Annotated in this window: 13 protein-coding genes; 4 read left to right on the top strand and 9 right to left on the bottom strand. The window is 63.8% G+C overall.

Annotated features, from left to right (window positions below):
• Positions 1–110 precede the first annotated feature (110 nt).
• On the top strand, positions 111–317 hold the full coding sequence (locus FJ527_RS03540) for a DUF680 domain-containing protein (protein WP_015314342.1): 207 nt from the start codon (positions 111–113) through the stop codon (positions 315–317).
• Between the two features lie 70 nt (positions 318–387).
• Positions 388–636, top strand: a complete 249-nt coding sequence (locus FJ527_RS03535; protein ID WP_015314341.1) for a DUF680 domain-containing protein — start codon at positions 388–390, stop codon at positions 634–636.
• A gap of 73 nt (positions 637–709) precedes the next feature.
• Here FJ527_RS03535 and ugpC read toward each other — a convergent pair whose 3' ends face one another.
• From ugpC to FJ527_RS03510, 5 genes are all read right to left on the bottom strand, one after another.
• Entirely contained in the window at positions 710–1,822 is a 1,113-nt protein-coding gene (gene ugpC, locus FJ527_RS03530; RefSeq protein ID WP_015314340.1) for a sn-glycerol-3-phosphate ABC transporter ATP-binding protein UgpC, read from the bottom strand.
• A 29-nt stretch (positions 1,823–1,851) separates the two neighbouring features.
• Complete coding sequence (locus tag FJ527_RS03525) at positions 1,852–3,516, bottom strand: alpha-glucosidase (protein ID WP_015314339.1); 1,665 nt, start codon at positions 3,514–3,516, stop codon at positions 1,852–1,854.
• A gap of 4 nt (positions 3,517–3,520) precedes the next feature.
• Positions 3,521–4,675 (bottom strand): carbohydrate ABC transporter permease, encoded by a 1,155-nt coding sequence (locus FJ527_RS03520; protein ID WP_015314338.1) that lies wholly within the window; start codon positions 4,673–4,675, stop codon positions 3,521–3,523.
• Between the two features lies 1 nt (position 4,676).
• Complete coding sequence (locus FJ527_RS03515) at positions 4,677–5,690, bottom strand: sugar ABC transporter permease (protein ID WP_015314337.1); 1,014 nt, start codon at positions 5,688–5,690, stop codon at positions 4,677–4,679.
• Positions 5,691–5,863: 173 nt separating this feature from the next.
• Positions 5,864–7,219, bottom strand: a complete 1,356-nt coding sequence (locus FJ527_RS03510; RefSeq protein WP_015314336.1) for an ABC transporter substrate-binding protein — start codon at positions 7,217–7,219, stop codon at positions 5,864–5,866.
• Positions 7,220–7,583: 364 nt separating this feature from the next.
• On the opposite strand from FJ527_RS03510, the gene FJ527_RS03505 reads away from it, so the two are divergent.
• Complete coding sequence (locus FJ527_RS03505) at positions 7,584–8,606, top strand: substrate-binding domain-containing protein (protein WP_140821701.1); 1,023 nt, start codon at positions 7,584–7,586, stop codon at positions 8,604–8,606.
• A 58-nt stretch (positions 8,607–8,664) separates the two neighbouring features.
• On the opposite strand, the gene FJ527_RS03500 is transcribed toward FJ527_RS03505, so the two are convergent.
• Positions 8,665–9,573, bottom strand: coding sequence for a LysR family transcriptional regulator (locus FJ527_RS03500; RefSeq protein WP_140821699.1), 909 nt, complete (start codon positions 9,571–9,573; stop codon positions 8,665–8,667).
• Between the two features lie 99 nt (positions 9,574–9,672).
• Here FJ527_RS03500 and FJ527_RS03495 point away from each other — a divergent pair, with 99 nt between their 5' ends.
• On the top strand, positions 9,673–10,206 hold the full coding sequence (locus tag FJ527_RS03495; protein ID WP_140660089.1) for a hypothetical protein: 534 nt from the start codon (positions 9,673–9,675) through the stop codon (positions 10,204–10,206).
• Here FJ527_RS03495 and FJ527_RS03490 read toward each other — a convergent pair.
• The 3 genes from FJ527_RS03490 to FJ527_RS03480 are packed head-to-tail and all read right to left on the bottom strand — an operon-like array spanning position 10,178 to position 12,838.
• Positions 10,178–11,617, bottom strand: coding sequence for a S8 family serine peptidase (locus tag FJ527_RS03490; protein ID WP_140821697.1), 1,440 nt, complete (start codon positions 11,615–11,617; stop codon positions 10,178–10,180). The genes FJ527_RS03495 and FJ527_RS03490 overlap by 29 nt on opposite strands.
• Positions 11,607–12,275 carry an anti-sigma factor gene (locus FJ527_RS03485; protein WP_140821695.1) on the bottom strand — a complete coding sequence of 223 codons (669 nt, stop codon included), beginning with the start codon at positions 12,273–12,275 and terminating at the stop codon, positions 11,607–11,609. Before FJ527_RS03485 ends, FJ527_RS03490 begins: the two co-directional genes overlap by 11 nt.
• A complete protein-coding gene (locus FJ527_RS03480) occupies positions 12,272–12,838 on the bottom strand; it encodes a sigma-70 family RNA polymerase sigma factor (RefSeq protein ID WP_023772366.1) in 567 nt (188 codons plus the stop codon). Before FJ527_RS03480 ends, FJ527_RS03485 begins: the two co-directional genes overlap by 4 nt.
• Positions 12,839–12,853: the final 15 nt, after the last annotated feature.

The raw sequence follows: 12,853 nt of genomic DNA, 5'->3' as shown, positions 1-12,853 counted from the left end.
CTGTCCAGCAGGGCAGCGACCGCAACCTCTTCGGCCATTAACGGCCATCCCACGGCCGGTGGGCTCTGGCCCGCCGGCAGCGGGACTTCCAAAATTCAGGAGTACCTAACATGAACAAGATCCTTATTGCTGCCGCCGCCGTTCTGGCCCTTTCTGGCAGCGCTTTCGCCGGCAGCGACAACTATGGCTCCAACGGCGCCAATCAGGCTGCTGCCGCTTCGACCGACAATTCGAATACCGCGTCGATCGGCAAGTCGGCTCCGGCCACCTCGGCGCCTGTCCAGCAGGGCAGCGACCGCAACCTCTTCGGCCATTAACGGCCATCCCACGGCCGGTGGGCTCTGGCCCGCCGGTCCGCGGGACTTCCAAAATTCAGGAGTACCTAAAATGAACAAGATCCTCATTGCCGCCGCCGCCGTTCTGGCCGTCTCCGGCAGCGCCTTCGCCGGCAGCGACAATTATGGCTCCAACGGCGTCAACCAGCCCACTGCTTCGTCGACTGTCAATGTCGATACGTCGCATACAGGTGCGATCCGCAACAGCGATTCGCCTGTCTACAAGCTGCTCAACTCGTCCGGCGACGTGCAGAAGCCGGCCCATCAGGGTGCCGATCGCAATCTCTTCGGCAACAACTAACCAGCCTGTGCAGACAAGAAGAGCGGCGGGCCAGGCCCGCCGCTCTTGTTCTTTCATTACCGGACGGCCGTCTTCAGGCCGCCTTTGCTTCCGCTTCGTGGAGGGCAAAGGAGCGACCATCCGCATCGAAGATATGGAGATCGCCGGCATTGGCGGTCAGCCGCAGCGTCGAGCCGCGCTTGACCTCGACATTGCCCGGCAGCTTGGTCACCAGCGGCAGGTCGGCCCGGCCGATATCGACATAGACCAGCTGGACCTCGCCAAGCTGTTCGAGATAATCGACGGTCCCCTCGAACAGATAATCCGCACCGCTGGCGATCGCGAGATCTTCCGGCCGTACGCCGAAGCTGACCGCCGCTCCCTTTGCCGAAGCAGGTGTCGCGATCGGCACCGTCGCCTTGCGGCCGCCGACATGGCTGACGATGGTCGGATTGCCCGTCTTGTCGACCGTCGCCGGCAGGATGTTCATGGCCGGCGAGCCGATGAACTGGGCGACGAAGAGGTTGCCGGGGTTCTTGTAGAGTTCCATGGGCGTGCCGACCTGCTCGATGTGCCCGTCCTTCAGCACGACGATGCGGTCGGCCAGTGTCATCGCCTCGACCTGGTCGTGCGTGACGTAGATCATGGTCGTGTTGGGCATCGATTCCTTGAGCTTGGCGATCTCGATGCGCGTCGCGACGCGCAATGCGGCGTCAAGGTTCGACAGCGGTTCGTCGAACAGGAACACCTTCGGATTGCGCACGATGGCGCGGCCGATGGCGACGCGCTGCCGCTGGCCGCCCGACATCGCCTTGGGCAGACGGTCGAGATATTTGGTCAGCTGCAGGATCTCGGCGGCTTGCCGAACCCTTTTGTCGATCTCGGCCTTGCTTTCCCCACCGATCTTCATCGAGAAGGCCATGTTGTCGTAGACGGTCATGTGCGGGTAGAGGGCATAGGACTGGAACACCATGGCGATGCCGCGCTTCGAGGGTGGCACGTCGTTGACCACGTGGCCGTCGATCTTGAGTTCACCCGACGTGATTTCCTCGAGCCCGGCGATCGAGCGCAGCAAGGTCGACTTGCCGCAGCCCGACGGGCCGACGAAGACTATGAACTCGCCCGATTTGATGTCGAGGTCGATGCCGTGGAGAATGTTAAGATTGCCATAGGACTTCTTCACTTGTCTCAAATTGACATCGGCCATTGGTTTCCTCCAGTGATTCCTCGGATGTTTCAGCCTATGCGTCCGAACCAGGCGCCATAGCCGCCGAGCTCGACCGACCCGGTGCTCGCCTGCCCGGAGAACCCGTGTCCCGGCAAAGGTTGCAGGGTTCGGTTGCCGAGGTCAACCTTCGCCGGCCTTGCGCCCAGATTGAAGACGCAGACGATCTCCTCATTGCCCGACCGGCGGGTGAAGGCGACGGTGTCGCCCTGGCTTTCGATGAAGGCGATGTCCCCCTTGGCCAGCGCCGGATGGGCGCGGCGGAAAGAAAGAAAGCGCCGGTAATGCTCAAGCAGGGAGGTTTCGTCGCCTTGCTGCACGTTGACCGCCTGCGGCAGATGCTCGGCCGGTACCGGCAACCAGGGTTTTGCCTGGGAGAAGCCGCCATTCCTTGCATTGCCATCCCACACCATGGGCGTGCGGCAGCCGTCGCGGCCCTTGAATTCAGGCCAGAAACGGATGCCGTAGGGATCCTGCAGATCCTCGAACCGCAGGTCGGCCTCGCCGAGGCCGAGTTCTTCGCCCTGGTAGATGCAGACCGAACCGCGCAGCGACATCAGCAATGCCGAGATGACCTTGAGATAGGCCGACGGGTCCGCCTCGTCGGCGGCCCAGCGCGAGGCCGGTCGCATCACGTCATGGTTTGAAAACGCCCAGCACGACCAGCCATCGCTGGCCACCCGGCCAAAAGCTTCCAGCACCGAGCGGACCTTGGCGGCACTGATCTTTTCCGGCGCCAGGAAGTCGAAGGAATAGCACATGTGCACGCGCTTGCCGCCGGCGGTATAGGCGGCGACCACGTCCAGCCCGCGTTGCGAATCGCCGACTTCGCCGACCGCTGCGGTCGCCGTGTACTCGTCGAGCAGCGCGCGGAAGCGCTCGAGGAAGGCGAGGTTTTCCGGTCGGCTTTTGTCGTAGATATGGTCCTGGTAGTTGTAGGGATTGACCGCCGGCGCCGTCTGGTCGTTGCGCTGTTCCGGCGGCAGCGGCGGGTTGTTTTCCAGCCCCTGGCTGTGGAAGTAAAAATTGATGGTGTCGAGGCGAAAGCCGTCGACGCCGCGTTCCAGCCAGAAGCGGGTGACGTCGAGCAGCGCGTCCTGGACTTCGCGGTTGTGGAAATTGAGGTCGGGCTGCTCGGCCAGGAAATTGTGCAGGTAGTATTGCTGGCGGCTGGTGTCCCATTGCCAGGCCGAGCCGCCAAAGATCGACAGCCAGTTGTTGGGCGGCGTGCCATCGGGTCTCGCATCCGCCCAGACATACCAGTCGGCCTTGGGATTGGTGCGGCTCGAGCGGCTTTCCTTGAACCAGGGGTGGATGTCGGCGGTATGCGACAGCACCTCGTCGATCATCACCTTGAGGCCCAGTCGGTGCGCCTCCGCCGTCAGCGCATCGAAATCCGCCAGCGTACCGAACATCGGGTCGACGTCACAATAATCCGAGACGTCATAGCCGAAATCCTTCATTGGCGATTTGAAGAAAGGCGAGATCCAGATGGCGTCCGCGCCAAGGGCGGCAATGTAGGGCAGCCTGCCGATGATGCCCTTGAGGTCGCCGATGCCGTCGCCATTGGAATCCTGATAGCTGCGCGGATAGATCTGGTAGATCACCGCGCCCCGCCACCAGTCGCGGTCGATGGCGGGGTCTGGTTTCGAAGTCGCCTTCAAAGCCGATTGCATGGTCTCAACCTCCTTTCACCGAGCCGGCCAGCAGCCCGCGGACGAAATAACGCTGCAGCGAGAAGAAGACGATCAGCGGCACGATGATGGTGATGAAGGCCGATGTCGTCAGGATCTCCCAGTTACCGCCACGCGAGCCAAGCAGAGCATTGAGCTTGGCCGTCAGCACGATCTGATCGGGCGCCGTTCCGAGGAAAACCATTGCCACCAGGAGATCGTTCCATACCCACAGGAATTGGAAGATGGCGAAGGAGGCAAGCACCGGGAAGGACAGCGGCAGCACGATCTTGACGAAGATCTCGAAATCGCTGGCGCCGTCGATGCGCGCCGATTCCATGATCTCGCGCGGCAGGCCGGCAATATAGCTTCGCAAGAGGTAGATGGCGAAGGGCAGTCCGAAGCCGGTATGCGCCAGCCAGATGCCGAGGTAGGTCTTGGACGGCACGCCGAAGAACGTGCCGACGCCATTGTAGAGCTTCAGCAGTGGAATGAGCGACATCTGCAGCGGCACCACCAGCAAGCCGATGACGACGGCGATCAGGAGCGCGCGGCCTGGAAAGCGCATCCAGGCCAGTGCGTAAGCCGCAAAGGCCGCGATCAGGATCGGGATGACGGTCGCCGGGATGGTGACCGTTAGCGAATTCATGAAGGAGCGGCCGATGCCTTCGGAAAACAGCACGGTCTGATAATTGTCGGTGGTGAATTTCGGCGGCGCCGACGAAGCGTAGTAGACGCGCTGGCCCCTGTCGCCCTCGAACGCCTTTGGCGAGGCCATGACGAAGCTGCCGTCGGCGTTGATCTGGAGGGTCACGCCGTCACCGAGATCGGCTGATGTGCCGGCAGGATACTGCGTCGGTGCCGCCGCCTTGACGCCGAAGGCGCTTATCGCGCGCTTGGCCCCGTCGCCGAAGATGTTGCCCTGGAGAACGAACTTGCCGTCCTTTTCTACCTGTGTGGAGGCGGCCGGCAGTCGCCCGGCTTCCGTCTGGCTGGAACTGGCGAAGGAATTCCACCAACCCGAGGCGATGATCTGGTCCTTGTCGCGCAGCGACGAGACGAGGATGCCGAGCGTCGGGATGGTCCAGATCACCACGAAGACGAGCACTGCGATATGGACGCCGAAACGGCTGGCGAAGGAATTTCCGGTCGCGACGGCCATCTCAGTGCCCTCCCGTCTCTTTGTTGGCCTGGCGGATGTTCCAGACCATGATCGGAATGACGGCAATCATGATGATGATGGCTATGGTCGCGCCGCGGCCGAAATCGCCGCCGCCGCGGAACATCCAGTCGAACATCAGATTGGCCAGCACCTGGCTGTTCCATTGACCGTTGGTCATGGTCAGGACGATGTCGAACACTTTCAGCACCAGGATGGTGATGGTGGTCCATACCACCGCGATGGTGCCCCAGATCTGTGGCACCATGATCTTCCAGAAGATCTGGAACGGATTGGCGCCGTCTATGACCGCGGCTTCCAGTGTTTCTTCGGGGATGCCGCGCAGCGCCGAGGACAGGATGACCATGGCGAAGCCGGTCTGGATCCAGATCAGGATGACCATCAGGAAGAAGTTGTTCCAGAACGGCAGCGATATCCAGACCTGCGGCTGGCCGCCGAAATACTGGATGATGGCGTTGAGCAGGCCGATCTGGATCTGGCCCTGGCCACGATACTCGTAGATGAACTTCCAGATCACGCTGGCGCCGACGAAGGAGATGGCCAGCGGCAGGAAGATCAGGCTCTTGGCGATCGTTCCCCACCATATTTTGTCGGTGAGCACGGCGATGATCAGGCCGAGGAAGGTGCAGGCCGCCGGCACCACCGCCAGCCACAATATGTTGTTGCGGATGGCGTTTCGCAGATCCGGATCGCGCAGCGCCCATTCATAGTTGGCGAATCCCACGAAACTCGTGCCGCCGCGATCGAAGAAGGACAGCCACAGCGTCGCGATCACCGGATAGACCAGGTAGATGGTCAGGATGATCAGCGCCGGACCCACGAACAACCAGGGCCGCACCAATCCCTGCCGGCGCAGATTGTTGACGGCGGCCGTTCCGGACACCCCGCGCGCGGGGAAGATCAGGTCAAGCAGTTTGTTGGCGCCCCAGAAATAGGCGACGCAGCCGCCGACGCCGATGATGATGACGAATATTGCCGAGAAAATCTGAGCCGCCATGGGTCCCTCTCCCTGCGCGTGACCGGCCAGCGATGCTGGCGACCAATGCGCCGACTTTCAGTTATTCGGAACAATCGAAACGCGAAGCTTCCGGCGTGCCCCGCCGGTCGGATCCGGGCCGTAGCCCGGATCCAGCAGCAAGATGAGGAAAGATCAGGTCGCGCCGGAGCGGCCTATTTGATGGCGTCCCAGCTCTTCTGGATGTCGGTGGCGACGTCCTGGGCGGACTTGCCGCCGACCAGGTCGATCATGCCAGTCCAGAACGAGCCGGCGCCGACCTTGCCGGGCATCAGGTCGGAGCCGTCGAAGCGCACCGTCGTGGCGCCGACCAGGATCTCGCCCTGCTTCTTCAGCGCATCGCTGCCATAGGCGTCCTTGTTGGCCCCCTTGAAGGGTGTGACGAAGCTCTTCTGTGCCATCCACAATTCATGCGCGAGCGGCATCTGCAGGAACTTGATGAATTCGCGCGATGCCTTGGAATCCTTGGTGATCATCACCAGCGTTCCGGCGACTTCCAGCGGCGTCCCGAGTTCCGGCTTGGCGGCGTAGGGCGGGTAGGGGAAGAAGTCCGCATCCTGGCCAAGCTTCACGCCCTCCGGGAAGAAGGAGGGGATGAACGATGCCTGATGGTGCATGTAGCACTTCGGCGGTACGGTAAAGAGGCCCTTCGGGCTGTCGCGGAAGTCGGTCGCCGCGACCGCCTTGGCGCCGCCGTCGACCATCTTGTCGTCGGTGGCGATCTTGCCGAAGATGTCGATGGCGTTGACCACGGCCGGGTCGTTGAACGGAATCTCGTTCTTCACCCACTTGTCGTAGACTTCGGGAGTCTGCGTGCGCAGCATGATGTCCTCGACCCAGTCGGTCGCCGGCCAGCCCGTCGCGCCGCCCGAACCAAGCCCGATGCACCACGGCTTGCCGCCATCGGCGATGATCTTCTTCTCGAGTTCGGCAAGTTCTTCCTGCGTCTTCGGCACCTTGTAGCCGGCTTCCTCGAAATTGTCGGGCGAGTACCAGACCAGCCCCTTCACGTCGATCTTGTAGGGAAAGGCATAGAAGCCTGGCTTGCCGTCCTTGCCGTTGTAAGTTCCGAGCTTGGCCCAGGAGTCGCCGGCGGCGTAATTCTCCTTGACCCAGGCTGCGACGTCGTCGCCGAGCGGGGTCAGCACGCCCTTGGAAGCGAGGTCCTGGATGAGGCCCGGCTGCGGCAGGACGGCGATGTTGGGCGGGCTGCCGGCCTGGGTGTCGATGACGATCTGCTGCTCGTAGTTCTCGGACGAGGAATATTTGACCTCTGCGCCGGTGGCTTCGGAGAAATAATCAAGTACCGACCGGACAAGCGTCTCGTCCTCGCCACGCCACGGTCCGAAGATGGTCAGGGTCTCGCCCTTGAGGTCGACTTTCTTGAGGTCCTCGTAATTCGCCCAGTTGAAGCGCTTGTCCTCGCCCGGCTTGAACTTCAGTTCGGCATGCGCGGGCGCGCTCAGGGCGAATGCGGCAGACGCAACACCCAGCAAAAGCATTTTCTTCATCGGTATTCCTCCCAGTGGGTCATACACACCGGACGGAACCTCCATTCCGCCCGCCGACGCCGCAGGACTGTGACTCAGTCGCAAGGGAACCGCAACCTTTCGAACAGTCTTCCAAAGCGCTTTGGCTTTGTTGATCTCGCCACTGAATCGGGCGGGTGTCAAGGGGGAGCAGGAACTAATCGATTTAGTCGCCGTCTGCCAGGGTCCAAAAATTTGCACCGCAACATGCTTTTTCGGCACTGCAGCAGCAATTTTCGTTTCAAACCGGGCCCCGGCACGCTTATGGTCCATTTGGAGTTGGCCACGCCCTTGTGGCGTTTGGGTCGATTCAATTTAAAAGCGCTTTGAGGCAGGGAGGCCTCTCGTGAACCTCAAGCAACTCGCGCATATGCTGGCGCTTTCCCAGACCACGGTAAGCCGGGCGCTGAACGGCTATCCCGAAGTCAACGAGGAAACCCGCAGGCGTGTCATGGACGCAGCCAAGCGCCACGGCTATCGCCCCAATCCGAGTGCGCGCCGGCTGGCCACGGGTAAGTCCGGAATGATCGGCTATGTCCTGCCGACGGGTGCAGCCGTCGACATCGATCCCCATTTCGTCGAATTCCTGTCCGGTCTTGGCGACTATGCCCGCTCGCACGAGCTCGACCTTGTCCTGTCACCGACCGATGCCGATGACCAGGAAACGACCTACCGCCGCATCGTCGCCAACCGGCAGGTCGATGCCGTCTACATCTCTTCGCCGAGGCCGCAGGACCGGCGCGTGGCGCTGGTCAACACGCTCGGCATTCCTTTCATCGTCCATGGCCGCAGCGAGGGCCTGAATTTCGACTATCCCTTTCTCGACATCGACAATGAAGGCGCCTTCCACGAAGCCGCGCGGCTGCTCGTCCAGCTTGGCCACCGCCGGCTGGCGCTGATCAACGGCGACGACCGCGAGACCTTTGCCATCCACCGCGAGCGCGGCCTGCGCCGGGCGCTGGCCGCGAGTGGCCTGGCATTGGACGATCGCCATGTCTGCTCGCTCGTCATGACCGAGGAGAACGGCTATCGCGCCGCCCGGCGCCTGCTCGAACAGGACGACGCGCCGACGGCAATCGCCTGTTCCAGTTTGATCATGGCGCTCGGCGTCGTGCGCGCGGTGCGCGACCTTGGCCTCAGCATTCCCGGCGACGTCTCGCTGATTGCCCATGACGACGTTTTTCCCTGGCTGAAGCCGGAGAATTTTTCCGTGCCGCTGTCCACGACGCGCTCGTCGATCCGGCTGGCCGGCGCACGCATCGCCGAGCGGCTGGCGGCGCGGATATCGGGACTGGAGGAGGGCGCGCGCGGCGAGGTCTGGCCGGTCGACCTGGTGGTCAGGGGATCGGTCGCCGGCGCGCCGGCCTGACCACTCGCCAGCGGGGTCAATTGCTGGAACGACTTCTGCGCTGCCTCTGCCCGTTGTCTCAGCCCGCGGATTTAAGATGATCGATGAAGGCGCGCAGCTTCGGCAGGACCTGACGCTTGCCTGGATGATAGAGGAAGACGCCCGGGGTCGCGCCGGCAAAGTCCTCCAGCACCGGTTTGAGTTTCCCCTGTTCTATTGCGCCGTCGGCGACAGGCCGAGGCGTCTGCGCCAGGCCGACGCCTTGGATCGCGGCCCCCAGCAAGGTTGGATAGTCATGCGCGATCAGCGGGCCCGAGACGACCGCCTCGATCGCCCCGCTGCCGTCGGCGAAGGACCAGGGTGCGACGGCGCCGTTCGCGCGGCGCAGTCGCAGGCAGGCGTGGTGGCGCAGATCGGTGATCTGTTCTGGCTGGCCGTGGCGCTCGAGATAGTCCGGGCTGCCGACGACCACGAAGGAGAAGGGCGGCGTCAGCCGCACCGCGATCATGTCGGGCGCTATGAGCTGGCCCAGCCGGATGCCGGCATCGAATCCGCCAGCGGCGAGATCGACCATCTCGTCGCTGGCGGCGATCTCCAGTTCGATCTCGGGATAGGCCCGGCAGAACGACGCGATCATAGGCTCCAGGATCAGCGGCACGACCGCGCGGGGCACGGACAGTCGCAAAAGCCCGGTCGGCCGCTGGCCGACATCGCGGGCGACCTCGCCTGCGGCCATGATCTCCTCGAAGGCAGGTCCGGCGCGGTCGAGGAACCGCTGGCCAGCCTCGGTCAGGCCGACGCTTCGGGTCGTGCGGGCAAACAGGGCCGCACCGATGCGGGCTTCCAGCGCGCGCACCGCCTGGCTTACCGCGGACGGCGTTACCGTCAGTTCGGCCGCGGCACGGCGGAAGTTACGATGCCGCGCGACGGCCAGGAACACCTCGACCCCGTCCAACGCACCGTGCCGGATTGTGTATCTCTGCTTCATAGGCTGTTCTGATTACAGCGGATGGCCGAACTATGAAAGCAGTCTTAGCTAACGGTCGAAGTGCGCGGGACCGCATGACCACCTGTTGCGAGGAAACCGATGTCAACGCCGATGCTGTTCCAGATCCAACTCGTCCTGGGCTATGTCGCATGGCTGCTTTGCTTCGGTGCATATGGCCTGCCATGGCTGGACTCGATGGATCGCATGGCGGCGCAACGCGCCATTGCCACGCTGCACAGTTTCCGCTTCTTCGGTCTCGTGTTCCTGCTTCCGGGCGTGGTCGGCCCCAATCTGCCTGCCGGCTTCGCCATGTTCGCCGCCTATGGCGACTTCGCCACCGGGGTGCTGGCCATGCTGGCATTGCTGACGGTCAGAGTTCGCCTGCTCTTCTGGGCATTCGTCGTCGCCTTCAATGTTGTCGGAATGGCCGACCTTGTCGTCGACTATTACCACGCCATCCAGACCGACCTTCCCGAGCATGCGGAGCAGTTGGGAGCCACCTATGCGATTCCCATCGTCTACGTGCCGCTGCTGATGATCACGCACATCGCCGCGTTCTGGTTCCTGCTTCGTCCCGGCAAAGCGCGGCCTGAGCCGTCGTTGGCTATTCCTTCGCCGTCCCTGCAGCCTTGATGTCCAGCAGGCCGTAGCCGAAATCATTGTCGCGCCCCTTAAGCCCGAGATCCTTCGCGGTCGCCGCAAGCGCCTTCTCGATGTCGTCGGCCGAGCGGTCGGGCGTGGCATGGATGAGGTTGGCGATGGCGCCGCTGACGATTGCCGCGGCAAACGAGGTGCCCGTGACGACATCCGAGCCGGCGCCGCTCGGCGCCACCATGTCGACGCCCGGCGCCGAGATGAACACATAGGCGCCGCGATTGGCCTGCGGCATGAGCCCGTCCTTGGCGTCGGTGGCGGTCACGGCGATGACGCCGTCAAAGGCGGCCGGATAGCCATAGGGCGCCTTCGGCCCGTTATTGCCGGCCGCCGCCACCAGCACCATGCCAAGCGCCCGTGCATTGCGGCAGGCAGTGCCGAGCAGGTCGTTTTTCGGTCCGACGAAGCTCATATTGATGATGCTGACATTCTGGTCCGCCGCCCAGTCGAGCGCCGACAGGATGACGTCCATGGTCGACTTGCCGCCCTCGAAGGCGCGCGCATGGTAGATCCTGGCGCCCGGCGCCATGCCTTCCAGCGGGCCGACGCCGGCAATCAGACCGTCGATCGAAGTGCCGTGGTCGCGCTTTTCGATCGGCACGTCGGGCATGGCGTCGAACTGCGCGGCGATGACGCCGGCAAGCGCCGGATTGCTGTCGTCGATGCCGGTATCGATGACGGCGACGCGCACGTTCTCGCCGCTGGCCTGTTTGGCGTCGAGCGCGATGCGGTCGAAGGCATAGTTGACGATGCCGGCCGCCTGCTGCAGCGAGTAGATGTGGTTGGGCTCGCGGCGCCGCGTGCGGCCGTCGGCGGCTAGCTGCGCCAGCACCACGCCGACAGGCCGGCCATCGGGAATGCCGAAACGCACCAAAGTGGCGCCAAGCAGCCTGGACTGGCGCTGCGAGCGCACTTCTAGGCCGAAGGAAGCGGCAATCTGCTGCACGGCGCCGGCATCGCCATCGACCGTCACCAGCACCTCGTCCGGCACGAAGTCCCCGGTCACGGCGCGCCGCGATTGGACGGCGATAAGATCGGTCGGCGAGACGATCGGTCCACTGGCTGGCGGGCCGGCCTGGTTGCCCCCGGGGGAAGTCGCGGGCTCCGGCCGTGGTGCCGGCACCGGTGCAGGAGGGGCGGCCGGATTGGGGAAAAGGTCGACGATCAAGGCGGGCAGAAAAACGGCGCTGGCCTGGGCCGCACTCGACCCGCCTTTGGTGGCGCCGCCGTCCTTGACGCAGTCGGCCGCCATTGCATTGGCCTCGTTGCTGCAATCGATTTTGGCCCGCTCGGGATTGCCGTCGTTGGTCTGCGCCGACACAGGCACGGCGGCGATTGTCATCGCCGCCGCAAGGACAGCCGCAAATCGGATGACCGCCTCAGCCGCCATCAACAGGTTTCCTTCCCTCGATCACAGTCTCGGCGAAAGGCTGGGCGGCAATAAGGCTGCGCGCCTTCTCGTAGTCGGCGGCTGTCGTCGCCGGAATGGCGAGCCTGAAGATGCCATCGGCGGTCGGTCCGCCGATGATCTTGAGCTTGTTGGCGTCGAGGAAGACGGCAATGTCGGCCATCCTGGCGTCCGGCTTGAACTTGACCAGCGCAAACGGCAATTTGGCCAGATCGTCTTGTGCGCCGGCGATTTCGAAATTGCCGCCCTTGCCGCCGGGCTGCACCAGGGACTGCACCGCGATCAAGGCCAGCAGAACCGCGGCCGCCGCCCAGGCGACGCCGACCGGCACCGCCATGAAACGGGCCCAGGCCTGCGCCAGCCAGGACGATCCTGCCGGCCTGCGTGCAGGCCCGGCCTCCGCGTCCAGCGCCTTGGCGAAGCGGCTGAGCGCATCGGCCGGCGGGCGGATCGCCTCATTGGCCGCCGCCGTGCCGGAGAACTCGGCTTCCGCCTCGCCAAGTGCGGCAAGTGCCGAGGGATCGTTGGCCAGCCATTCCTCGACGGCTTCCAGATCCGAACCTTCCAGCGAACCGTTCAGGTAGAACGGCAGCAGCGTTTCCATTTCGTCGCGGCGCGACATCTTTTCAGCGGCGCTCATGGCCACCCCCTGTCGTAACCGGCGGCCTTCAGGGCTTCGCCGAGTTTCTTGCGGGCGTAGAACATACGGGTCTTGACGGTCGCGACCGGAATGTCGAGCACCTCGGCGATCTCGGTCACCGACTGGCCCTGATAATAGGCGAGGTCGATCACCGTGCGGTGCTCCTCGGGCAGGGCGTCAATCAGGCGGCGCAAGGCGGCGGCCTTATCCTCCTTCATGGTGACGACCTCGGGCGTGTCGGCGCTGTCGGGCACCGCGGCGGCGGCCTCGTCGTCGATCCAGTCTTCCTTCTTCTTGCGCAGCAGCGACAGCGCCTTGAAGCGGGCGATGCCGAGCAGCCATGTCGAGACTTCGGAGCGCCCTTCGAAACCCGGCGCCTGGCGCCACAGTTCGAGAAACACCTCGTTGGCGATATCGTCAGCCATCATTTCCGATCCCGTCTGGCGCGCCACGAAGCGGTAGACCCGCGCGTGGTGACGCATGAACAGGAGCCGCACGGCGGCCCGGTCGCCCTTCGCGACCCGGTCGACAAGCGCGCGATCGGTCTCCGTCGCCGCTGTCATGGCCGGTCGAGCCGC

The organism is Mesorhizobium sp. B2-4-18, assembly GCF_006441385.1.
GTDB classification, from domain to species: Bacteria; Pseudomonadota; Alphaproteobacteria; order Rhizobiales; family Rhizobiaceae; genus Mesorhizobium; species Mesorhizobium australicum.
The sequence above is the reverse complement of the archived record's forward strand: the minus strand, read 5'-3'. Positions and strand labels throughout refer to the sequence as shown.